The 23,072-nt window shown below is 71.9% G+C and carries 18 protein-coding genes; 6 read left to right on the top strand and 12 right to left on the bottom strand.

The genetic code is table 11. The annotated features are described in order from the left end of the window. Positions 1-73: 73 nt before the first annotated feature. Entirely contained in the window at positions 74-922 is an 849-nt protein-coding gene (locus Q8791_RS00365; protein WP_330089506.1) for a glutamate ABC transporter substrate-binding protein, read from the bottom strand. Between the two features lie 55 nt (positions 923-977). Next, complete coding sequence (locus tag Q8791_RS00360; RefSeq protein ID WP_330089505.1) at positions 978-1,721, bottom strand: amino acid ABC transporter ATP-binding protein; 744 nt, start codon at positions 1,719-1,721, stop codon at positions 978-980. 342 nt (positions 1,722-2,063) lie between these two features. Between Q8791_RS00360 and miaB the strand changes: the two genes are divergently transcribed. After that, a complete protein-coding gene (gene miaB / locus Q8791_RS00355) occupies positions 2,064-3,530 on the top strand; it encodes a tRNA (N6-isopentenyl adenosine(37)-C2)-methylthiotransferase MiaB (protein WP_330089783.1) in 1,467 nt (488 codons plus the stop codon). Positions 3,531-3,710: 180 nt separating this feature from the next. On the opposite strand, the gene Q8791_RS00350 is transcribed toward miaB, so the two are convergent. From Q8791_RS00350 to miaA, 3 genes are all read right to left on the bottom strand, one after another. Beyond that, a complete protein-coding gene (locus Q8791_RS00350; protein ID WP_330089504.1) occupies positions 3,711-4,979 on the bottom strand; it encodes a cytochrome P450 family protein in 1,269 nt (422 codons plus the stop codon). Positions 4,980-4,998: 19 nt separating this feature from the next. Next, on the bottom strand, positions 4,999-5,784 hold the full coding sequence (locus Q8791_RS00345) for a TetR/AcrR family transcriptional regulator (protein WP_330089503.1): 786 nt from the start codon (positions 5,782-5,784) through the stop codon (positions 4,999-5,001). 232 nt (positions 5,785-6,016) lie between these two features. Continuing rightward, entirely contained in the window at positions 6,017-7,018 is a 1,002-nt protein-coding gene (gene miaA / locus Q8791_RS00340) for a tRNA (adenosine(37)-N6)-dimethylallyltransferase MiaA (protein WP_330089502.1), read from the bottom strand. Between the two features lie 122 nt (positions 7,019-7,140). Here miaA and dapF point away from each other — a divergent pair, with 122 nt between their 5' ends. Continuing rightward, positions 7,141-7,968 carry a diaminopimelate epimerase gene (dapF, locus tag Q8791_RS00335; RefSeq protein WP_330089782.1) on the top strand — a complete coding sequence of 276 codons (828 nt, stop codon included), beginning with the start codon at positions 7,141-7,143 and terminating at the stop codon, positions 7,966-7,968. A 220-nt stretch (positions 7,969-8,188) separates the two neighbouring features. Here dapF and Q8791_RS00330 read toward each other — a convergent pair whose 3' ends face one another. From Q8791_RS00330 to aceB, 6 genes are all read right to left on the bottom strand, one after another. Beyond that, positions 8,189-9,283: a CU044_5270 family protein gene (locus tag Q8791_RS00330; RefSeq protein ID WP_330089501.1), complete on the bottom strand. Its 1,095-nt coding sequence runs from the start codon at positions 9,281-9,283 to the stop codon at positions 8,189-8,191. Beyond that, positions 9,250-9,828, bottom strand: coding sequence for an RNA polymerase sigma factor (locus Q8791_RS00325; RefSeq protein ID WP_330089500.1), 579 nt, complete (start codon positions 9,826-9,828; stop codon positions 9,250-9,252). The genes Q8791_RS00330 and Q8791_RS00325 overlap by 34 nt, the downstream gene beginning before the upstream one ends. 288 nt (positions 9,829-10,116) lie before the next feature. Further along, entirely contained in the window at positions 10,117-11,442 is a 1,326-nt protein-coding gene (locus tag Q8791_RS00320) for a (Fe-S)-binding protein (RefSeq protein WP_330089499.1), read from the bottom strand. Between the two features lie 39 nt (positions 11,443-11,481). Continuing rightward, complete coding sequence (locus Q8791_RS00315) at positions 11,482-12,906, bottom strand: FAD-binding oxidoreductase (protein WP_330089781.1); 1,425 nt, start codon at positions 12,904-12,906, stop codon at positions 11,482-11,484. A 44-nt stretch (positions 12,907-12,950) separates the two neighbouring features. Next, on the bottom strand, positions 12,951-14,441 hold the full coding sequence (locus Q8791_RS00310; protein WP_330089498.1) for an FAD-linked oxidase C-terminal domain-containing protein: 1,491 nt from the start codon (positions 14,439-14,441) through the stop codon (positions 12,951-12,953). Between the two features lie 142 nt (positions 14,442-14,583). Further along, positions 14,584-16,188 (bottom strand): malate synthase A, encoded by a 1,605-nt coding sequence (gene aceB, locus Q8791_RS00305; RefSeq protein WP_330089497.1) that lies wholly within the window; start codon positions 16,186-16,188, stop codon positions 14,584-14,586. A 350-nt stretch (positions 16,189-16,538) separates the two neighbouring features. On the opposite strand from aceB, the gene hflX reads away from it, so the two are divergent. Next, positions 16,539-18,077: a GTPase HflX gene (gene hflX, locus Q8791_RS00300; protein WP_330089496.1), complete on the top strand. Its 1,539-nt coding sequence runs from the start codon at positions 16,539-16,541 to the stop codon at positions 18,075-18,077. Positions 18,078-18,507: 430 nt separating this feature from the next. Next, the gene (locus tag Q8791_RS00295; protein WP_330089495.1) at positions 18,508-19,716 is read left to right on the top strand and encodes an amidohydrolase family protein; all 1,209 of its coding nucleotides are present in this window, start codon (positions 18,508-18,510) and stop codon (positions 19,714-19,716) included. A gap of 118 nt (positions 19,717-19,834) precedes the next feature. Here Q8791_RS00295 and holA read toward each other — a convergent pair whose 3' ends face one another. Beyond that, positions 19,835-20,797 carry a DNA polymerase III subunit delta gene (gene holA / locus Q8791_RS00290; RefSeq protein WP_330089494.1) on the bottom strand — a complete coding sequence of 321 codons (963 nt, stop codon included), beginning with the start codon at positions 20,795-20,797 and terminating at the stop codon, positions 19,835-19,837. Positions 20,798-21,533: 736 nt separating this feature from the next. Between holA and Q8791_RS00285 the strand changes: the two genes are divergently transcribed. Further along, on the top strand, positions 21,534-22,283 hold the full coding sequence (locus Q8791_RS00285) for a globin domain-containing protein (protein ID WP_330089493.1): 750 nt from the start codon (positions 21,534-21,536) through the stop codon (positions 22,281-22,283). Positions 22,284-22,344: 61 nt separating this feature from the next. Beyond that, positions 22,345-23,001 carry a pyridoxamine 5'-phosphate oxidase family protein gene (locus Q8791_RS00280; RefSeq protein WP_330089492.1) on the top strand — a complete coding sequence of 219 codons (657 nt, stop codon included), beginning with the start codon at positions 22,345-22,347 and terminating at the stop codon, positions 22,999-23,001. Positions 23,002-23,072: the final 71 nt, after the last annotated feature.

The following is a 23,072-nucleotide window of genomic DNA, read 5'->3' as shown; positions in this document are numbered from 1 at the left end:
AGCTGGTCAAGGGCCGCGCGGCGGGTCTGGAATCCGGCCCCGCCGCGGGCACGCGGTCAGTACAGGGGTGGACTTAGGCGCAGTCCTCGATCGCGGGGACTTCCTCTTCGAAGGCGAAGTCGGTGGCGCCGAAGGCGGTCTCCAGGGCGTCGGTCGCGGCGCCCTCCTCCCACATCTGCGTGATGGCGGCGTTGACCTCCTCGCAGCGCTCGGTGGAGCCGGCGGGCAGGCCCACACCGTACTTCTCCTCGCCGAACGGGTTGTTGACCATCCGGTAGGTGTCGGGGTTCTGCGCCGCGAAGCCCGCGAGGATGGTGTTGTCCGTGGTCACCGCGTCGACGGTGCCGTTGCCGAGGAGTTCGAGGCACTCGGAGTAGTTGCCGGCCTCGCGCAGCTCGGCGTCGATCCCCATGTCGTCGACGATGTTGTTGGCCGACCGGGAGCCGGAGGCCGAACACAGCACCTGGCCGTCCAGGTCCTCGGGACCCTCGATGTCGGTGTTGTCGGCGGCCACCAGGATGTCCTGCTGGGCGACGTAGTACGGACCCGCGAAGTCGACGACCTGGCGGCGCTCGTCGGTGATCGAGTAGGTGGCGATCACCATGTCGACGGTGCCCTGCTGGAGGAAGGACTCGCGGTTGGCGGAGGCAGCCTCCTCCCAGTTGATCTGCTCGGGGGAGTAGCCGAGCTCGCCGGCGATGTAGGTGGCGACGTCGACGTCGAAGCCGACGGGGGTGTCGCCCTCCAGGAGGCCGAGGCCCGGCTGGTCGTACTTGACGCCGATGGTGATGGTGTCGCCACCGCCCTCGCCGTCGCCGCTGTCGTCGCCGCCGCCGCCGACGTCGGCGGTACCGCAGGCGGTGAGGGCGAAGGACAGAGCCGCGGCGCCGCCGAGGATGCTACTGATACGTCCGACTCGCATGTCGGGACCTCTTCCTTGGGTTCGTGAGGAGAAAAGGGGAGGAAAGGGGGGATGCCTAGTGGGACAGGATCTTGGACAGGAAGTCCTGGGCCCGCTCGGACCGGGGGTTCGTGAAGAACTCGTCCGGCGTGTTCTCCTCGACGATCTGACCGTCGGCCATGAAGACCACACGGTTGGCGGCGCGACGGGCGAAGCCCATCTCGTGGGTGACGACGACCATGGTCATACCCTCGGTCGCGAGGTCGGTCATGACGTCCAGGACCTCCTGGACCATCTCCGGGTCGAGCGCGGAGGTGGGCTCGTCGAAGAGGAGCACCTTGGGGTTCATCGCCAGGGCACGGGCGATGGCCACACGCTGCTGCTGCCCGCCGGAGAGCTGGGCGGGGTACTTGTTCGCCTGGTTGCCGATCCGGACCCGGTCCAGCAGCTCCATGCCGCGCTTGTCGGCGTCGGCCTTCGACTTGCGCAGGACCTTGGTGGGGCCCAGCGTCACGTTCTGCAACACGGTCTTGTGTGCGAACAGGTTGAAGGACTGGAACACCATGCCGACGTCGCTGCGGAGCTTGGCGAGGCCGCGCCCCTCCGCAGGGAGGGGCTGTCCGTCCAGGGTGATCACCCCGGAGTCGATGGTCTCCAGACGGTTGATCGCCCGGCATAGAGTCGACTTTCCGGACCCGGACGGTCCGATGACGACTACCACCTCGCCGGAGTTGACCGTCAGGTTGATGTCTTGGAGCACGTGAAGGTCGCCGAAGTGCTTGTTGACGTTCTCCAGCACGACGAGAGGAGTTGATGTCATGTGGGGGAACTTAGTGGGTTCGACGAGCACTGTCACCCTGAAAACGCCACGCGAATTGGCGGTGGCGTACTTGTTACAGACTCACGACTGGAAACGTTACCAGTGAACGTTGTTCGGTTTGTTTTCGCCACTCTGAGTACTGGCCCCGTGGCATCTCCGATGCGCGGCGCCGACTATCGGTCACCCCGGAATCCGCTTCCGTTCCCGGGCGATACCGAACGCCCTCGGAGGCGCGCGCTACGGTGCGTGTCCGGGAGCGGACGGCCGGAGGCGCCGCGAGGGCTCCGGGCGGTGCACCGCACCGGATAGCCTGGTCCCGTGAGCCAGAGTCGTACCTACCAAGTGCGGACCTACGGCTGCCAGATGAACGTCCACGACTCCGAGCGCCTCTCCGGTCTGCTGGAGGACGCTGGGTACGCGCGCGCAGCCGAGGACACCGCCGCAGACATCGTCGTCTTCAACACCTGTGCGGTCCGGGAGAACGCAGACAACCGCCTCTACGGCAACCTCGGGCACCTGCGCCCGGTCAAGGACGCCAACCCCGGGATGCAGATCGCCGTCGGCGGCTGCCTGGCCCAGAAGGACCGCGGCGAGATCGTGCGCCGCGCCCCCTGGGTCGACGTCGTGTTCGGCACCCACAACATCGGTTCGCTGCCCACGCTGCTGGAGCGCGCACGCGTCCAGCGCGAGGCCCAGGTCGAGATCGCCGAGTCCCTGGAGCACTTCCCCTCCACACTCCCCAGCCGCCGCGAGTCCGCGTACGCCGCGTGGGTGTCGATCTCCGTGGGGTGCAACAACACGTGCACCTTCTGCATCGTGCCCGCCCTGCGCGGCAAGGAGCAGGACCGCCGTCCGGGAGACGTGCTCGCCGAGGTGCGCGCCCTCGTCGACGAGGGCGTCAGCGAGATCACCCTGCTCGGCCAGAACGTCAACGCCTACGGCAGCGGCTTCGGCGACCGCCAGGCCTTCTCCAAGCTGCTGCGCGCCTGCGGCGAGGTCGAGGGGCTGGAGCGCGTGCGCTTCACCTCCCCGCACCCGCGCGACTTCACCGACGACGTCATCGAGGCCATGGCCGAGACCCCCAACGTCATGCCGCAGCTGCACATGCCGCTGCAGTCGGGGTCCAGCAAGGTCCTCAAGGACATGCGCCGCTCCTACCGCCAGGAGCGCTTCCTCGGCATCGTGGAGAAGGTGCGCGCCGCCATGCCGCACGCCGCGATCACCACGGACATCATCGTGGGCTTCCCCGGGGAGACGGAGGAGGACTTCCAGGAGACCCTCCACGTGGTCCGCGAGGCACGCTTCTCCATGGCGTACACCTTCCAGTACTCCAAGCGCCCCGGGACCCCGGCCGCCACCATGGACGGCCAGGTCCCGCCGGAGGTCGTCAAGGACCGCTACCAGCGGCTCGTCGACCTCCAGGACCAGGTCTCCTGGGAGGAGAACAAGAAGCTGGTCGGCCGCGAGGTCGACCTGCTGGTGTCCGAGGGCGAGGGCAAGAAGGACGGCGAGCACCGGCGCCTGTCCGGCCGCGCCCCCGACAACCGCCTGGTCCACTTCGCGGTCGGCGGGGGCGAGGAGCCGCGTCCCGGGGACGTGGTGACCGTCGAGGTCACCTACGCGGCACCGCACCACCTGGTGTCCGACTCGGGGATCCGCGGACTGCGCCGCACCCGCTCGGGCGACGCCTGGGCGGCCCGGAACGGTCGACCGGTCGAGGCCGCCAAGCCCGAGGTCCTGCTGGGGATGCCCCGGATCGGCGTCCCCGAGGAGCAGCCCGCCGCCGCCGGCGGGTGCTGCGACGCCTGAGGGCGTCCGGTCGGGGAACCGGTCCCCGGACGCGGTAACGAACACGACGGCCCCCGGCGCGATGAGCGCCGGGGGCCGTCACCGTTCCCGGAGCCCATCGCGGCGGAGGCCCCGGCCGAGGAGGGGCCGCCGGACCGCCGGGCCCGGGGCGTGGCGCCGCCCGGGGCCCGGCGGCCGGGCTCAGAGACGGACCGGCAGGCTGTCCATCCGCAGGGTGCCGGGCACGCGTCCCGGCCGCGGCTCGCGTCCGGGGACCAGGGACAGGTTCGGATGGGCCGCGATCAGCGAACCGACGCCCACCTCCCCCTCCTGGCGGGCCAGTGCGGCCCCCAGGCAGTAGTGGAGGCCGTGGCCGAAGCCCACGTGGGCCTCCCCCGGCCTGCCGTGGTGGCGCGTGATGTCGAACCGGCCGGGGTCCGCGTGGACCGACGGGTCGCGGTTGGCGCCGCCGATGACCGCGATGGCGCGCTGTCCGGCCGCGACGAGGCCGGCCCGCAGTTCGACGTCCTCGACGGCGTACCTGGCCTTGGCGATCACCGCGGTGCCGCCGTAGCGGAGCATCTCGTGCACGGCCGAGGGCAGCAGCCCCGGGTCCTCGCGGAGCATCCCCCACTGGGCCGGGTGGTCGAGCAGGGCGCGGACGCCGTTGCCGAGCAGGTGCGCGGTCGTCTCGTGACCGGCGATGACCAGTGTGAACACCAGTGTGATGAGCTCGCTCTCACTGAGGCGTCCGCCGTCCTCGTCGCGGGCCCGGACCAGGGCGCCGAGCAGGTCGTCGGTCGGCTCGGTCCTCCGCGCGGCCAGCATCCCCCTGATGTGCTCGACCATCTCGCCGAGAGCGCTGTTCATGAGGTCGGGGCGGGCGGGGTCGAACCCTGACAGCCGGTCGCTCCACGACCGCCACACGTCGCGTTCCTCCGCCGGGACCCCGACCAGGTCGCAGATCACCGCGATGGGCAGCGGATAGGCGAAGTGCGGCATGAGGTCCACGACCCCGTCCGCGTCGGCCAGGTCGGGGAGCCGGGAGAGCAGGTCGTCGGTGATCCGCTGGACCCTGGGCCGCATCTCGTTGACCCGGCGCACGGTGAACGTCCGCGAGACGAGCTTGCGCAGCCGGGTGTGGTCCTCGGCGTCCTTGTCGAGGAGGGACTCGGTCAGGTAGGTGACCAGGTCCGGCCGGATGCCCAGACTGCTGAGGACGTCGGAGCGCGTCGCCGTGGCCTCCCCCCTGACGTTGGCGGGGTCGAGGACGAACCGGCGGTCGCCGAGGATGGTGCGCACGTCCTCGTCCTCCACGAAGAGGACGGCTTCCATGGTGTCGACGAACAGGGCCGGGGCCGACCCGCCGGCGGCGCGGACCCGCTCGATCACCGGGAAGGGGTCGGCTGCGAACTCGGGGGAGCGCAGGTCGATGAGGTCGTCGCGGGCGGTCGGGGGCGTGGGCGGCATGGGCCCTCCTCGGGAGGTGTCAGGCGGTGCGTGGTGACTGTTGCAGTCGTTCGATCTCCGAGCGCATGCTCCTGTACAGGGCGGAGAGGATCTCCAGGGCCCTGGTCTGGGCCTTGCGCGTGTCCTCCGGCGCGGTGTCCTGCTCCAGGAGCAGCCGGATGCTCCGTGCCATGAGGTCGGCGCGCTCGTCGTGGTCGGGCACGTGCAGTCCCTGTTGTTCGAGGACCGGCGGGGTGACCAGGTGGGCGAGGACGAGCGCGTTGTAGGCGTACAGCTGGTTGTCGGCGGGCAGGTCGGAGCGCAGCAGGCCGAGGTCGCGCAGCACGCCCCAGTAGGCTTCCATGCTCCTCTGGCGCTCGACGACGATCTCCCCGACCAGGGCGGCCGCGTCGCGCGAGAGGTTGCCGAGGGATTCGGTGCCTCCCGTGAAGACGGCCCGCATCAGCGGGGAGTCGAGATGGCTCAGGTAGACGGACCGGGCGACCTCGCTGGGCCGCACGTTGTCGGGCGACCGGCCCATGAAGTCGAGGACCTGCCGCATCAGGCCGAGCTGCGCCCGCATGACCACGGTGAGCAGCAGGGCCTCCTTGGTGGCGAAGTGGAGGTACACGGTGCCCTTGCCGACCTTCGCCCTCCTGGCGACGTCCTCGATGGTGATCTTGCGGCGCCCCCAGGCCACCAGCAGCTCCTCCGCCGCGTCCAGGATGCGGTCGGACCGCAGTTCCCGTTCGGTCGCGGCAGCCTCGGCGGCCGGGGAGGAGGGGGCGGTGGAGGGGCCCGGGTGCGGGCCGGTCGACGGGGCCACGGTGTGCTCCTGCGAGTCTGGGACGGGCGGGGTACGGCTTGACCACGCATGTTGACGCGACGACCATATCCCCACCTCTCCGTTCTGACTCTGTGACTGATTTTGAAATCTGGTCACAGAGTCAAAGTAGACGAAGGATCCTCCGGGGACAAGGGGTGGAGAGGCGCCATGACGAAGAGGACCGGCCCCCGGCGGGGTCCGGTCCTCCGAAACTGCGTGTCGTGCCCGGGGGCTACCCGGCGTAGTGCTGCGCGTGCGGGACCAGCGTCGCCACGTCGACCAGGGCCTCCCCCGGCTCCTCGGGCGTGCCGGACAGCGCCGTCTCCACCTGGGCCAGGGCGCGCTCGACCAGGTCAGGGGCGTCGTAGGGCAGCCAGCGCACCCGGGGGTCGCGGCGGAACCACGACTCCTGGCGGCGGGCGAAGCGCCGGGTCGCCTGGGCGGTGGCCGCCTTCGCCTCCTCCGCGGACATCTCGCCGTCGAGCTGGGCCAGTGCCTGGGCGTACCCGAGGGCGCGGGACGCCGTACGGCCCTCGCGCAGACCCTGTCCGTCCAGGGCGCGGACCTCCTCCAGGAGGCCCTGGTCCCACATGCGCTCCACGCGGGCGTCGATGCGCTCGTCCAGTTCGGGGCGGGGGGAGGACACCCCGATCTGCGTGCACGGGTAGAAGGACGTGTGGTCCGGCAGGTTCGCGGTGAACGGCTGCCCGGTCAGCTCGATGACCTCCAGCGCACGCACGATCCGCCGCCCGTTCCCGGGCAGGATGGTGCGCGCGGCCGCGGGGTCGGCCTCCGCCAGCCGTGCGTGGAGCACCCCCGGGCCGACGTCGCCCAGCTCCGACTCCAGGCGGGCCCGCACACCGGGATCGGTGCCGGGAAACTCCAGATGGTCCAGGACCGCTCGGACGTAGAGCCCGGAACCCCCCACGAGGACGGGGATGACGTCCCTGTCGGCGCAGTCCTCCACGCGCTCGCGGGCCATGTCCTGGTAGCTGGCCACGTCGGCGGGTTCGCTGACCTCCCAGACGTCCAGCAGGTGGTGGGGGACCTCGCGTCTCTCGGCCGTGCCGAGCTTGGCGGTGCCGATGTCCATGCCGCGGTAGAGCTGCATGGAGTCGGCGTTGATGACCTCGCCGCGACGTCCGGTGCGTTCCTCGAGCCGGAGGGCCAGCTCGACGGCGAGATCCGACTTGCCCACAGCGGTCGGGCCGACAACCGCGATCACCTTGATCATTCCTCCAGCGTAGTCAGTCCGCGGCCTGCCTCGGCCGGTTCGGAGGATCGGCGCCCGTGCGGTGGAGCCCGGCGCCCGCGCAGGAGGCGGGGGGGCGGGGACACGCCGTGACCACGCCTAGGATGGTCGGCATGCGATTCGCCAAGGGCCACGGAACAGAGAACGACTTCGTGATCCTCCCCGACCCCGACGGGGAGCTCGACCTCACGGAGGAGGCCGTCCGTCTGCTGTGCGACCGCCGTGCGGGCATCGGCGGTGACGGGATCCTGCGCGTCGTGCGTACACGGGTCCTGGGCGAGGCGCTCGCGCCGTCCGCGCGCACCGCGGAACGCGCGGAGTGGTTCATGGACTACCGCAACTCCGACGGGACTGTCGCGGAGATGTGCGGCAACGGTGTGCGGGTGTTCGCCCGTTACCTGCTGCACGCCGGGCTGGTCGAGGGCGACGTCTTCGAGGTGGGGACGAGGGACGGAGCCAAGGAGGCCCGGGTCGAGGCCGACGGCGACATCACCGTCGACATGGGCCGGGTCGAGAGGCAGGGCACGTCGTCGGCGAAGCTCGCGCGGCAGGTGGTGCACGGGGCGCAGATCTCGGTGGGCAACCCGCACCTGGCCTGCGAGGTGTCCGGACCCGTCGCGGACGTGGACCTGACCGAGCCGCCGCTGCTGGACCGCGAGGCCTTCCCCGCGGGCGCCAACGTCGAGGTGTACACCGAGGTCGAGCCCGGAGTCCTGGAGATGCGCGTCTTCGAGCGCGGCTCCGGTGAGACCCGCTCCTGCGGAACCGGGATCGTCGCCGCCGCGGCCGCGGCCACCCCGGCCGGCGAGGGCGCCACCTGGCGCGTGCGGGTCCTCGGCGGTGAGTGCACCGTGTTCCTGGACTCCGACGGCGCGAGGCTGAGCGGCCCCGCCGCCATCGTGGCGGAGGGCGAGACCTCCCTGGTCATCTGACGGTCGGCCGCCCCGGCCGGGTCCTTTCCGGCCGGGCGCGGCGACCACCGGGCGGGGCTCCGCCCCCCGGCGCCCCTCCGCGCGGTGCCGGGGCGCATGCCCGACCGTCCGGAGCGGACCGCCTCCGAACCCGGACACGGCGGTGCCCGGTCCGCGCGCCGGACCGGGCACCGCCTGGTTCACGTGCGGCCCCTCACCGGAGCCGGACACGGGGCCCGGGTCAGGGGCGGTCACCGATCTCCGGAACCCAACCCGACCAGACGTAGGTCCGGTAGGACACGGTCACCGGGAGTTCGAGGCCGTGCTGCTCCAGGGAGGACTCGCCGGGCTCCTCCTCGAGCAGGGTGACGTCGCGGTAGAGCACGGCGCCGGTGTCGGTGTCGAGGACGTAGCGGTACTCGTTGGTCTGCGTGGCCTCCTCCACCCGGACCTGGAAGATTTCGCCGTCGCGGGCGATGGGGTCCTGGGTCGGTCCGGCGTACTCGACGCCGGAGAACCCGGCGAGGACGCGCAGGGTGGCGGCCAGCTCGTCGCCGTCGAGCGGACGGTTGTCGTAGAGGTGGTTCAGGGCGTTGATGACGGCCGCGTCCGCTTCGGGGCTGTCGGCCGGGGGGACCTCGCCCTCCCCCCAGCCGAGGAGGGCCTGCGTCATGGAGTCCGCGTCGGTGGGAAGGTCCCGCGGGAGGACGAGGCTCTCGTGAATGGTGCTCTCGTAGTCGTCGGACCGGTTGTCGAGGAACTCCCGGTGGTCCTCGACGTCGCCGCGGGTGTCCTCGGCCTCTCCCGCCGTGCGGAGCTCCCGGATGTCGCCCCCGGGGCCCTGCCAGTACTGCCAGTCGTAGGGGATGAAGCCCGCACTGTGCAGGTCGTCGTCACTGGGCTCCTCACCGGCGAAGCTGGTGACGGTGAACAGCTCCTGCCCGGTCGAGGAGACATGGGCGACGTCGCCGTCGCCGGGGGCCTCGCCGCCGGTCCCGGCCGTCTCCGCGAGGGCGAGCAGCCTGTCGGCGCCGGGTTCGGGCGTGCCGGAGGTGACGTCGATGGGTTCCGGCGGCGCCGCGTACGCGGCGGGGATCCCCGCCGGCCCGCCGCCCGCGGTGCCGATCACCAGGACGGCGGCGGTGGTGGCGGCGACGAACCCGGCGGCGCCGGCGAGAACGGGGATCCGGCGCCACAGGGGGCGCTGGGCGGGAGCGGTGTCGAGCATGGCGATGGCCTTCGTACGGGCGCGCTGGCGGTCGGAGAAGTCGGTCGTTCGCCCGGCGCGGGGGTCGGTGTCGTTCAGGAGCGAGCGAAGCGCGTTGACGTCGTCCACGACGCGTCCTCTCTGTCAGGGGTGTCCGGGGCGGCCTGGGCGGTGTCGTCCAGGAGCGCCTGAAGTCGTCTGCGGGCGCGGTGGAGGCGCCCCCGGGCGGTCACGGGCGCACAGCCCACCACCCGGGCCGCCTCGCGGCTGCTCAAGCCCTCCCAGGTCACGAGCATCACGAGCTCGCGGTCGGTGTCGGAGAGCCCGGCCAGCGCGGTGAGCGCGGTCTCGCGGCGGATGACCTGCTCGGTGTCGTCCTGGGAGTCCCGCCAGAGCTCGTCCGGGGGAACGGGGACCTCGCCCCGCTTCCGGACGTCGCGCAGCGCCGCGAGGGTGATGCGGCGGGCGCAGGCGTACAGCCAGGGGAGTTCCCGGTCCGTGGGCACCCTGTCCCGCCGCCGCCATGCGACGACGAACGCCTCGGAGGCGACGTCGTCGGCCAGGTCGGGGCCGACCCGGCGGCGCGCGTAGTTGTACACCGCGTCGTAGTGCTTCTCGAACACCGCGTTGAACTCCGCGTGTCCGGGCGGGTCGCCGTCGTGGATTCTCGCCATCGGCAACTCCTCTCTGTCACCCTCTTGTGTCGGCGGGGCGGCCGTTGTTCGAGGGGGAGAGGAAAAAACCGCGCGGATGATCGTGATGTGGGTCACGCGAGACGGTGCGGGTCGGAGCAGCGGGCGGCGGAGGCGGGCGCCCCGGGGCGTGCGGGTGGCCCCGGGGGCGCGGGCGTCCCGGGGCACGTCACAGCGCGCGGGGGAGGGAACCCCCCTGTTTCCAGGAAACCATCGAAGAGCCGGTGGGGGCAGCCCCGGCCGGTACCTGTGGACGACTCCGGCCCCGGGTCAGCGCCCCAGCAACCGGTCGACGGTGAGCCCGCGCAGTGACGCGTCGAGCACCCGGGCGGTGTGGGTGACCGCGACCGGTGTCCCCGCGCGCTCCATCGCGGACGCGATCTGGAGTGAGCATCCGGGGTTGCCCGACACCAGCACGTCGGCCCCGGTGGAGGCCACGCCCTCGCCCTTGCGGTCGCCGAGCTCCCGGGCGGCCTCCGGTCGGAGCAGGTTGTACACGCCCGCTGAACCGCAGCAGATCTCCTTGTCCGGCAGGTCGGACACGCGCAGTCCCGGGACGCCCGCGAGGAGCGCGCGGGGCGCCCGGGTGATCCCCTGGCCGTGGGAGAGGTGGCACGCGTCGTGGTAGGCGACGTGCAGCGGCAGGGGATGGCGCTCGGCCTTCGGCCCCAGGTCCACCAGGAACTCGGTGAGGTCCACGACCTTCGCGGACAGGTCACGCGCCCGCCGCACCCACGCGTCGTCCGCGCCCGCCTCGGCCAGGGTGCGGTCGAAGTGCTTCATGCTGGAGCCGCATCCGGCGGAGTTGACCACGATCCGGTCGACGCCCGCCCGCTCGAACACCTCGACGAGGCGCCGGGCGAAACCGGCGGACTCCTCCAAGCGCCCGGAGTGCCCGGAGAGGGCCCCGCAGCACCCCTGCGAACGGGGGATCACGACGTCGCAGCCCTCCAGGGCCAGCACGCGCGCGGTCGCGGTGTTGACCTCGGGGAAGAACGCCCCCTGGACGCACCCGACGAGCATGCCCACCCGGGCGCGCGCCCTTCCGACGGCGGGAACCAGGGAGGGGAGCGGGGGAGGGGGCGACGACAGCGGCGGTGAGATGCGCTCCATGGTGGCGAGGGCCGGGGAGATCCGTTCCAGGAGCCCCGAGCGGCGGACCAGGGAGGACACCCCCGTGGCCTGGTAGGCGCGCAGCGGTCCCCGCATGAGGCGCAGCCTGCGCCGGTAGGGGAACAGGGAGAAGACGGCTCCCCGCAGGACCCGCTCGCCCGGCGGGCGTTCGTGCTCCTCCTCCACCCTCTGCCGCGTGTGCTCGATGAGGGCGTCGTAGGCCACGCCGGACGGGCACGACGAGACGCACGCCAGGCATCCCAGGCAGTTGTCGAAGTGACCGACCGCCGTGGGCGTGAGGACGTCCTCGGTGTGCATCTGGGACATCAGGTGGATGCGGCCGCGCGGGGAGTCCATCTCCTGTCCCCAGAGCACGTTCGTGGGGCAGGTGGGAAGGCAGAAACCGCAGTGGACGCACTCGTTCAACAGGTCGCCGAACACCTGGTCGCGTTCGCGCGGGGTGTCGGTCGGGTGGTCGGTCACGGGCTCTCCCTCAGGTTCTCGGAAGGTGCGGGCGCCGGTTCAGGCGCCGTCGGCGAAACGCCCGGGGGCCAGGCGGCGGCCGGGGTCGAAGGCGTCCCTGACGGCCCGCATCAGCGGCAGGCCGGGGATCTCGCCCCACGGGTCCACCCCGGCGGCGTGGACGTGCGGTTCCGCGCGCAGCAGGGTCGCCGACCAGCCGGGGCGGGAACGGGCCTCGGCCAGCACACCGGCCACGGCGTCGGCGGGCGTGCCCGGGGCGAACGCGGCGAAGAGGGCCCCTCGGGGCACCGAACCGGAGATCCGGGCGTCGGCTCCGTGCACGGTCCCTGCCACGGCTCCCAGGGCCTCGGCGGCGGCCACCGACTCGGCCGGGGGGACGGTCACGCGGGCGACGGTGCCTCCTGCCGGGAGCAGCCCCCAACCCGTCGGCAGGTCCCGGTCGACCCTGGGCGCGTCCGGGACGGAGCCGTCCCGCGGGCCTGTGCCGCTGAGCACTGCGAGCACCGTGGCGGTCCGGGCGTCCAGCCCCTCTGGCGTCCCCTCCAGCACCACCTGCAGCAGTGGGCCCCGGACGTCGTGGGGACGGTCGGTGCCGGCGGTGCTCGGGGTGCTGGGGGTGCCGGAGGCGTCGGTTGAGGGTGGTGGAGGGAGACGGGTGGGTTGGGCTGCGCCGGAGGCGTCGGTTGAGGGTGGTGGAGGGAGACGGGAGGGTTGGGCTGCGCCGGAGGCGTCGGTTGAGGGTGGTGGAGGGAGACGGGAGGGCCAGTGGAGCTCCACCGCCGCGGGGACGACCGTGGTCGCGCGCAGGGCGGCCGTGATCCGCTCCGCGTGCTCGCGTGAGGCCAGGGGGGCGGTCACCACGCGCACGGCGGGTGGCAGCGGGTGCAGGCGGAAGGCCACCGACGCGATCACGCCGAGGGTGCCGAAGCCCCCGGTGTGCAGCTTGGCCAGGTCGTACCCAGCCACGTTCTTGACCACCCGGCCGCCGCTGCGCGCCACCACCCCGTCGGCGCGTACGACGGTCATGCCGATGACCAGGTCGCGCAGAGCGCCCGTGAGCAGGCGGCGCGGGCCGCACACCCCCGTGGCGACCATGCCGCCGACGGTGCCGCCCTCGCGGACGGGGTCCACGGACAGGCGCTGCCCGGCGGTTTCCAGCACGGCGAAGAGGTCGGCGACGGGGGTGCCCGCGCCCGCCTCGACGACGAGGTCGCCCGCGATGTGGTCGATCCAGGACAGGCCGGCGGTGTCGACGAGCAGGGACGCGCCGCGCGGGACGCCGCCCCAGTCCATGGCGGTGCCGTTGCCGCGCGCGACGACGGTCAGTCCGTGCCTCTCGGCCGCCGCCATGACCCGGCCGAGCGCGCCGGTGTCGTCGGGCCGCGCCACGTGGTCGGGGACGATCGCCCCCACGGCGTCGTCGGAGGCCCCCCTCCGCAGGGCGCACCCCGCGACGTCCGGCATCTCGGCGGGTGTCACGTGCTCTCCCTCGTTGTCGGGGCCGTCGCTCAGAACTGTTCGGCCCGCCCCGACTCCACGAGCGGGTGCACGCCCCTGCGGACACCCGGCCGTTCGCCGCACAGGCGGGGCGTGGGGAGCAGCTTGTCCGGGTTGGCGATGCCGTCGGGGTCGAAGGACCGGCGGAAGAGGTCGAACGTCGCGAGGTCGTCCGGCCCGTACATGCGCGGCATCTTGCACGCCTTGTCCACGCCGACGCCGTGTTCGCCGGTGATGGAGCCGCCGTGTTCGATGCACAGGTCGAGGATGGCCCCGGAGACCTCCTCCGCACGGTCTCCCGCGCCGGGCTCGGAGTCGTCGAACAGGACGAGGGGGTGGAGGTTGCCGTCACCGGCGTGGAAGACGTTGGCGACGCGGATGCCGCTGGACTCCGACAGCTCGGTGATGCGGCGCAGCACCTCGGGCAGGGCGGTGCGGGGGACGACGCCGTCCTGGACGATGTAGGCGGGGCTGATCCTGCCCACGGCGGCGAACGCCGACTTGCGGCCCTTCCAGATGCGGGCGCGCTCCTCGGCGCCGCTGGCGGCCCGGGTCTCGAAGGAGCCCGCGTCACCGCACAGCCGGGTGACCTCGACGAGCTGGGCGTCGACCTCCTCGGCCGGGCCGTCCAGCTCCACGACCAGCACCGCCGCCGCACCCTCGGGGTAGCCGCAGGCCACGGCGCGTTCGGCGGCCTCGATGGCGAGCGCGTCCATCATCTCGATGGCGGAGGGCAGCACCCCGGCGGAGATGATGGAGCTGACCGCCCGGCCGCCCGCGTCCATCGACGCGAACGCGGACAGCAGGGTCACGGTCTTCTCCGGGGCGCGGGTCAGGTTGACGGTGATGCGGGTGGCGATGCCGAGGGTGCCCTCGGAACCGACGAACGCGCCGATGAGGTCGTAGCCGGGCGCGTCGGGGCTCCGGCCGCCGAGGCGGACGAGCTCACCGGAGGGAGTGACGATGTCGAGGCCGCGCACGTGGTTGACGGTGAACCCGTACTTGAGGCAGTGGGCGCCGCCGGAGTTCTCGGCGACGTTGCCGCCCACCGAGCACACCTGCTGGCTGGACGGGTCGGGCGCGTAGTAGTAGCCGTAGGGGGCCGCGGCGCGGGTGACGTCGAGGTTGGCCACCCCGGGCTCGACGACGGCGCACTCGTTCGCGACGTCGATCTCGATGATGCGGCGCATCCTCGAGGTGACGATCAGGACGCCCTCGGCGTGGGGGAGCGCCCCCGCGGAGAGCCCGGTGCCGGCCCCGCGCGGCACGAAGGGGACGCCGCGGTCGGCGCAGAGCCGGACGACGGCGGCGACCTGGTCGGCGGTGGTGGGGAGCACGACGACGCCGGGGACGGACCGGTGGTGGGTGAGCCCGTCGCTCTCGAAGGTGCGGCGCCGGGAGGTGTCGGTCAGGACGCCGTCCTCACCGCAGATCTCCCGTAGCCGGGGGACCAGGGCGGCCAGTGCCGCCGGGATCCGCGTCGCGGGTGCGGTCTCGGACATGGCGCCTCCCGGGCTGTTCCGAAGCGGGTCCGGGATCGCCTTCCCCGGCTGCGACCTCGCAAGGGGAACGTACGACTGCACCCCCTGCCGGAGCAAGGGGTGCAGTGGAAACTCTCTTCCGGTTTATGGAATCAGCTTCGGGCTACGGCATGCGCTCGTAGGCCGGCAGCGTCAGGAAGTCCACGTAGTCGTCGGCGAGGGCGACCTCGGAGAACAGCTCCTTGGCCTGCTGGTAGAGGCCCTCGTCGAACGCCTCCCCCTGGGACTCCCGGATGGTCGCGAGCTCCTCGTCGATGAGCCGCCTGACCAGTTCGGCGGTGACCTTCTCCCCGCCGTCGAGGGTGACGTCGTTGTGCAGCCACTGCCAGATCTGGGACCGGGAGATCTCGGCGGTCGCGGCGTCCTCCATCAGGTTGTGGATGGCCACCGCGCCGTTGCCGCCCATCCAGGCCGCCAGGTACTGGAGGGCGACGTTGATGTTGCCGCTCAGGCCGGCGAGGGTGACGCCGCCCGGAGTCCGGTCGACGGAGAGCAGGTCCGCCGAGGTCGCCTCGACCTCGGGGCGCTTCTTGTCGATCTGGTTCGGACGTTCGCCGAGGACGCCGTCGAAGATCTCCATGGCGACCGGGACCAGGTCCGGGTGGGCCACCCACGAACCGTCGAACCCGTCGCCGGACTCGCGGGACTTGTCGTCGCGGACCTTGGCGAAGGCGACCTCGTTCACCTCGGCGTCCCTGCGGGACGGGATGAACGCGGCCATGCCGCCGATGGCGTGGGCGCCGCGCTTGTGGCAGGTCTTGACCAGCAGCTCGGTGTACGCGCGCATGAACGGCGCGGTCATGGTCACGGCGTTGCGCTCGGGCAGCAGGAAGCGGCGGCCACGGGTGCGGTGCGTCTTGATGATGCTGAACAGGTAGTCCCAGCGGCCGGCGTTGAGGCCGGCGGAGTGCTCGCGCAGCTCGTAGAGGATCTCCTCCATCTCGAACGCGGCCGGGATGGTCTCGATCAGGCAGGTGGCGCGGATGGTGCCGCGCGGGATGCCCGAACGCTCCTGGGCCAGGACGAAGATGTCGTTCCAGAGCCGCGCCTCCAGGTGGCTCTGCATCTTGGGCAGGTAGAAGTACGGGCCCTTGCCCTTGGCGATCTGCCGCTCGGCGCTGTGGAGGAAGTAGAGCGCGAAGTCGACGATGCCGCCGCTCACCCGCCGGCCGTCGACGAGGATGTGCTTCTCGTCCAGGTGCCAGCCGCGCGGGCGCACGACGATGGTCGCGAGCTCGCCGTCCTCCTTCAGGGCGTAGGTCTTGCCCTGCGGGGAGGTGAAGTCGATCTGCCGGTCGAGGGCGTCACGCAGGTTGAGCTGCCCGCCGATCATGTTCTCCCACAGCGGGGTGTTGGCGTCCTCGAAGTCGGCCAGCCACACCTTCGCGCCGGAGTTGAGCGCGTTGATGGTCATCTTGCGGTCGGTGGGGCCGGTGATCTCGACCCGGCGGTCCGTGATGCCCGGGGCGGGCGGGGCGACCTGCCAGCTGTCGTCCTCGCGGATGTGCTTGGTCTCGGGGAGGAAGTCGAGGTCGGTCCCCGCGGAGATCTGCTCCTCGCGGGTCCTGCGCGCGGCGAGGAGCTCCTGGCGGCGTCCCTCGAAGGTGCGGTGGAGTTCGGCGACGAGGGCGAGGGCCTCATCCGTGAGGATCTCGTCGAACCGGTCGTGGAGGGGGCCGGTGATCTCGACCCCGTGCGTGGCGCCCATGGAAACCTTCCGCAATACGAAATATGCTTTTGGTATGTGGAAAACGACGCTACCGTCAGCGCCGCCGCGCGGTCAACGTCGCTGCCCGGGCACATGATCGGAAACTTTCCCGCGATGTGAAGCTTCCGGAAAATTCCGCCTGGAAGTTCCGAACTTCTTCGGTCAGTATCGACGGAGGGTAACCGGTCCACTGCGCACCGCTCCGAAAGGCGCAGTGTCGCCTGTCACCTGGCCTGCGATAATTCAGATGCCCCGGCGGCGGCGAAGTGCCACCATCGACAGGGCACCCACCGCGGGCCCGCTCACGGGAAGAATCACGGCGGCGGCCGCGTTGACCCACCTGGAGGGATATGAATACAGCTGACACCCGCGGAAGCTCCGAGCACGGCCACGAGGCCGCAGGCGAGGACGCGTTCCGCGAGGCGATCACCATCGGGGACGGGGTCGACGGAACCGACGCGACCCGTAGGGCCGAGGCCGACGGCGACCGCCATGACGGTCCGAGGAACACCCCCGACCAGGGTGAGATGGAACTGGCCGAACGCCACGCGCTCCGTCGCGTGCAGGGGCTCTCCACCGAACTCACCGACATCACCGAGGTCGAGTACCGCGCACTGCGGCTGGAACGCGTCGTCCTCATCGGCGTGTGGACCAGCGGCAACCAGACCGACGCCGACAACTCGCTCACCGAACTCGCGGCACTGTCCGAGACCGCCGGGGCGCTCGTCCTCGAAGGCCTCACCCAGCGCCGCTCCAAGCCCGACCCGGCGACCTACGTCGGCAAGGGCAAGGCTGCCGAGCTGCGCGACATCGTCGAGGCGACCGGCGCCGACACCGTCATCTGCGACGGGGAGCTCACCCCCGGCCAGCTGCGCCAGCTCGAGGACGTCGTCAAGGTCAAGGTGGTCGACCGCACCGCACTGATCCTGGACATCTTCGCCCAGCACGCCAGCAGCAGCGAGGGCAAGGCCCAGGTCGAACTGGCCCAGCTCAGCTACCTGCTGCCCCGACTGCGCGGCTGGGGCGACTCGCTCTCCCGGCAGGCCGGCGGTTCCGGCGGCGGTGCGGGCGGCGGCGTGGGCACACGCGGTCCCGGTGAGACCAAGATCGAGACCGACCGTCGGCGCATCAACGACAAGATGGCCAAGCTGCGCCGTCAGCTCGCCCACATGCGCACCGCGCGCGACGTCAAGCGCGACGTCCGGCGCACCCGCGAGGTGCCGTCCGTGGCCATCGCCGGGTACACCAACGCGGGCAAGTCGAGCCTGCTCAACCGGCTGACGGGAGCCGGGGTCCTGGTGGAGAACGCCCTGTTCGCCACCCTGGACCCGACCGTCCGCCAGGCGCGCACGCCCGACGGCCGCGGCTTCACCCTCAGCGACACCGTCGGATTCGTCCGGCACCTGCCGCACCAGCTGGTGGAGGCGTTCCGCTCCACCCTGGAGGAAGTCGCCGACTCCGACCTGATCCTGCACGTGATCGACGGGTCGCACCCCGACCCCGAGAGCCAGATCCGCGCGGTCCACGAGGTCTTCGCCGACATCGAGGCCGGAGACGTGCCCGAGCTCATCGTGGTCAACAAGGTGGACGCCGCCGACCCGGACGTGCTCAAGGTGCTGCGCACCCGCTACCCGACCATGGTCGAGGTCTCGGCCCGCACCGGCGAGGGCGTGCCCGAACTGGTCGCTGCGCTCGCCGAGGCGCTGCCCGAACTAGCGCACGAGGTCAACGCGCTCGTGCCGTACACGCGGGGCGACCTCATCGCCAAGGTGCACCAGGAGGGACGCATCATCAGCGAGGAGCACACCGGAGACGGCACGGCGATCCACGCCTTCGTCCCCGAGCTGCTCGCGGCGAAGCTCAACGAGTACGCGCCCAGCAGGGCCTGAGCACGGAGCGGCCCCGAGGGCCGCGCCGGCCACCGGCCGCAACCGGGGCACCCCCGAACGGGGGTGCCCCGGTTGCGTGCGTCGTGGGCCGTGTCCCGGCGTACGAAACCGGGATCGGGGAGGGCCGGTGGCCCTCATCACGCAGTTCACTCGCGAGATTTACTCCGCCACGCTCGCATTCGTCCTTCAGGAGAGGTGTACACGGAGTCCGCGGATGGACTACGGTTTTGGAGCACTGGCCGACAGTGGCCGCTGTCCCCCCGACAGCCGACTCCTCTCCACTGCCACGGCACCGCGGCGGCCCCACGGCCGCCCCCCACCGGCTCTGTCGGATCGTTCCAGATACGAGGTCGTTATGTCCGCCCGTGCATCCCACGACCGTGTTGCGCACCCGCGTGGGCGGAACTGACCGGCGAGGGCGGAAAACCCCATGACGGTAGTACTCCTCAGCAACATCGGTCGGCTGTGGACCGGGAACGAGATGCTCACCAAGGCCGCGCTCCTGATGGACGAGGACCGCGTGGCCTGGGTCGGGCCCGCCGCCGAGCTGCCCCAGCGCATCCCCGGCGTGGTGGACGACCTCACCGACGTCGACGACGTCATCAACATCGGCGGCGGTCTCATCACCCCCGGGCTGGTCGACGCCCACTGCCACCCGGTCTACGCGGGCGACCGCTACGCCGAGGTCAACATGTGGGCGAAGGGCGCCTCCAAGGGCGACATCTTCGCCGCGGGCGGGGGCGTGTCCACCACCGTCACCATCACCCGCGGGACCGACCCGTGGACCCTGTGCAACGCGGTCCGCGAACGGCTCCGGCACTGGGTGCTGACCGGGAGCACCACGGTCGAGGCCAAGACCGGCTACCACCTCACCCGGGACGGCGAACTGGCCGACGTGCGCCTGCTGCGCTCCCTGGAGGAGGAGCCCGGGATGCCGCGGCTGCACGTGACCTTCTTCCCCGCGCACGGGGTGCCCCCCGAATTCTTCGGCCGCCCCAAGGACTACGTGGCGACCGCGGCCTCGTGGCTCAGCGACGCCGCCCTGGCCGGTGCCGACGGTGTGGACGTGTACTGCGACAACCAGCAGTTCACCACCGAGGACGCCCGGATGCTGCTGGGCGTGGGCCAGTCCGTGGGGCTGCGCACCACCCTGCACGCCTGTTCCCGCCCCCGCCACGGCGCGGTGCGGATGGCCACCGAGCTCGGCTGCTCGTCGGTGGACCTGCTGCACGAGACCGACGACCAGGACATCCTCGCACTGGCCACCACCCGCACCCCGGTGGTGGCCTGCCCGACCACGTCCCTGCACGAGCGCCGCACCCCTCCCGTGCGGTCCCTGCTCGACCACGGGGTGCCGATCGGCCTGGGAACCGACCACAACCCGGGCCTGTCCGGGACCACGTCGATGCCGCTGGTGATCTCCCTGGCCATCTCCATGTTCGAGATGACCGTGCACGAGGCGCTGCACGCCGCCACCGTGGGCAGCGCCCACTCCCTGGGACTCAGCGACCGGGGGATGCTCGCACCGGGCAGCCTGGCCGACCTGGTCCAGTGGGACGCCGACCACGAGGGCGCGTTCGCCTGGTCGATGGGGCTGAACACCCTGCGTGTCTGGCAGGGCGGCAAGACCATCCGCTGACGCCCCCACACGTGAGCGTTCCCGCCGGGCGGGGACCCCGGTCGCCGTCGCGGCCCGGACCGCGCCGGCCCGCCTCCTCCCCGCGTCGGCCGTCACCGGCCGGGCGGAACGAATCCGGTCAGCGCGTTCCCCGGGCACGGGCGATCTCGATGACGGCGCGCTCCAGCGCGTACTCCGGATCGCGTCCGGCGCCCTTGATGAGCGCGTCGGTCTCGGCGACCACCGCCATCGCCCGCGTGACCCCCGCGGCGCTCCAGCCGCGGGCCTGCTGGCGCAGGGTGCGCAGCTTCCACGGCGGCACCTTGGCCCGCTTGGCCAGATCGGCCTCGGACATCCCGCGCGGAGGCTGGGCGGCGACGGCGATACCGCGCACCGCTCCGGCCAGGGCGCTGTTGATCAGCACCGGGGCGGTACCCACCGCCAGCGACCAGCGCAACTGCTCCAACGCCTCGGGCAACCGCCCCTCGACGGCGCGGTCAGCCACGCTGAATCCCGAGGCCTCCGCCTTGCCGGAGTGGTAGCGGGCCACCGCCGCCGCGTCCACCCGGCCCTCGGTGTCGGCCACCAGCTGCGTACACGCCGCCGCGATCTCCCGCAGGTCGGTGCCCACCGCGTCCACCAGCGCCTGGGCGGCGTCCGGGGTGATCTGCCGACCGGCGGAGGAGAACTCGCCCTTGACGAACGCCACCCTCTCGGGGCCCTTCGTCGGCCCCTTGCACTCCACCCGCTGGGCGCCCGCCTTGACCGCGGCCTGCAACAACGCCTTGCCCTTGTTGCCGCCCGCGTGCGTGAGCACCAGGTTGACGTCGTCGGCGGGGTCCTTCAGGTAGTCGGTGACGGTCGCGGCCAGGTCCTTGACGAGGTCCTGGGAGGAGCGCAGCACCACCACCCGCCGGTCGCCGAACAGGGAGGGGGAGGTGACCTCCACGACCGTGTTCACGGTCACCTGGGAGGGCACCAGGTCGTGGACGTCCACGCCGGGGTCGTTCTCGCGGGCCGCGGCCACGACGGCGGCGACCGCCCGGTCGACGAGGAGCTCCTCGTCGCCGACGATGATCGTGAGCGGGGCGGGTGCAGGCATACAACGAGGATGCCATGACCGGGGGACGTTTCCCGCCCGGTTTCGCGGACCGGACGGGAGGCCGCCGGGGGCGCCGTTCCGCGTGTGCCCGTCACCCTGCGAGGTCGTCGCGTTCCTGCGCTGCCCGGAGGAGATACGGGGGCGTAGGGGACGTGAGGTACGCATCAGTAAGTGTGTGACGTGCGGGCACGTCTGTTACAGTGCACGACACATACCAGTACAGAGGGTTAGGTATGCGAATTTTCGCCCCCCTGCCTCCCTCGACACATGGTCTCCGGGACCGCCCCGGCTCCCAGGGGAGACCTGAGACCGGAAAAGGCTAGGCAGCGTTGAGGGATCCCGCAATCTCGATCCTGTCCGACACCCGTCGCGTCCTCCAGCCCCGGACCGGGGCGGCGCGCACGGTCGGCCCCCGGCACTCCCGACGGACCGTCGTGGTGCGGCCGGGGGTGGCACACGTGCCGACAACCCCGGAACACCACCTCCGTTCCGGCCCCGTCACGGTGCGACCCCAGCGGCAAGGCGGTCTCCGAACCGCCTGATCCGTCCGTACCCGGGGGCACATCCCGAGAACAAGTGAGTACCGATCGGTCCGCGTTCGCCCGGAACCGTGGTCGGGCCGCAGTGAGGCATCCCCGAGGTCCCAGTCCCCACCGGAACACGCGCCGACCGCGCGGACCGGGGGAAGGGACACCGTCCTGCAGCGCCCCCACCACCCGAACACCTGGAACCGCCCTTGCAACCCCGTCGTATCACCGAAGTCCCCCTGCCCAACGCCTCGGTCATCGAGGCGGTCCGCGAGTCGTGCGCGAGCCTGCCCGCGGGCTCGACCCGGCTCTCCGAGTGCTTCTACGCGAACCTCTTCGTCATGGCCCCCGATGTCCGGGCCATGTTCCCCGACGACATCCGGCCGCAGCAGAGGCGCATGGCCGACGCTCTCGTGGAGGTCGTCCGCTACCTCGACGCGCCGGACCAGGTCGCGCAGTTCCTCAGGGAGCTCGGAGGCCGACACTACCGGGAGCTCGGCGTCAAGCCCGAGCACTACCCCTTCGTGGGCCGCGCCCTCGTCCGCGCGGTCAGCGAGGTGTCGCCGACCTGGTCGTCCTCCATGAGCTCCGCGTGGGTGCTGGTCTACGAGTGGATCACCGCCACCATGCTCGCGGGCGCCGAGGAGGCCATGGCCCGGGAGTCGGGCGCGCGGCCCGCGACCGGCGACACGAGGGCGTACGGAGACCAGCGCCCGTCCGGAGACCGGCGTTCGTCCGGGGCCCGGCACTCGTACGACAGCCCGCGCCCGTCGGGGGAGCAGCGCTCCTCCGGGGCCCGGCACTCCTACGACGCCCCGCGCCCGTCGGGGGAGCAGCGCTCCTCCGGGTCCGGGCGCTCGTACGACAGCCCGGGTCCGTACGGCGAGCAGCGCCCGTCCGGGGCCCAGCACTCGTACGACAGCCCGGGGCCCTACGGCGCCTCCCAGCCGACGCGCTGACCCCGTTCGATCGCCGGGCCACCCCATCCCCTGTCCCGTATCCCGTCGAAAGTCCATTGTGATGAGTGAGACCGACCAGAGCCGTACACCGGGTACCGAGGGCGAGCGCTACGTCCAGACGGTCACGGGCACGACAGAGCGGGCCGACCGCTTCTACCGGGACCAGATGCTGGACCGGCTCAACCCCAGGATGAGCGAGTTCATCGCCCGCCAGGAGATGCTGTTCATCGCCACCTCGGACAGCAAGGGCGAGTGCGACTCCAGCTTCCGGGCCGGGCCGCCCGGGTTCGTCCACGTCGTCGACGAGCAGACCCTGGTCTACCCCGAGTACCGCGGGAACGGGGTGTTCGCCAGCGCCGGGAACATCATGGAGAACCCGCACATCGGCCTGATGTTCCTCGACTTCCAGCGCGAACGGATCGGCCTGCACGTCAACGGCCGGGCCCGTCTCCTGGAGGACGAGAAGCTGCGGGGCCACGTCCGCGGCCTGCCCGTGCCGGAGGTGCCCGGACAGCGGGCGATGCTGTGGACGATGGTCCACATCGAGGAGGCCTACATCCACTGCCGCAAGCACATCCCCCACCTGCGCACGGTCGGCAGGGACGAGGACTGGGGGACGGACGACGTCCAGAGCAAGGGGGGCGACCACTTCGCCGCCAAACAGACCCCCTCGCCGTGGAGCACGCCCCGGGCACCGGCCGCCGGCCGCCACGCCTGAGCGGTGCGGCTCCGAGCCGCGGCCCCACCGCGACCACCTCCGGTGGGGCCGTACGGCCCGCCGTGCCCCGG

The sequence above is a fragment of the Nocardiopsis codii genome (assembly GCF_036327455.1).
GTDB classification, from domain to species: domain Bacteria; phylum Actinomycetota; class Actinomycetes; order Streptosporangiales; family Streptosporangiaceae; genus Nocardiopsis; species Nocardiopsis codii.
Note: the sequence above shows the minus strand (reverse complement) of the source record. Positions and strands in the feature narration are given on the sequence as shown.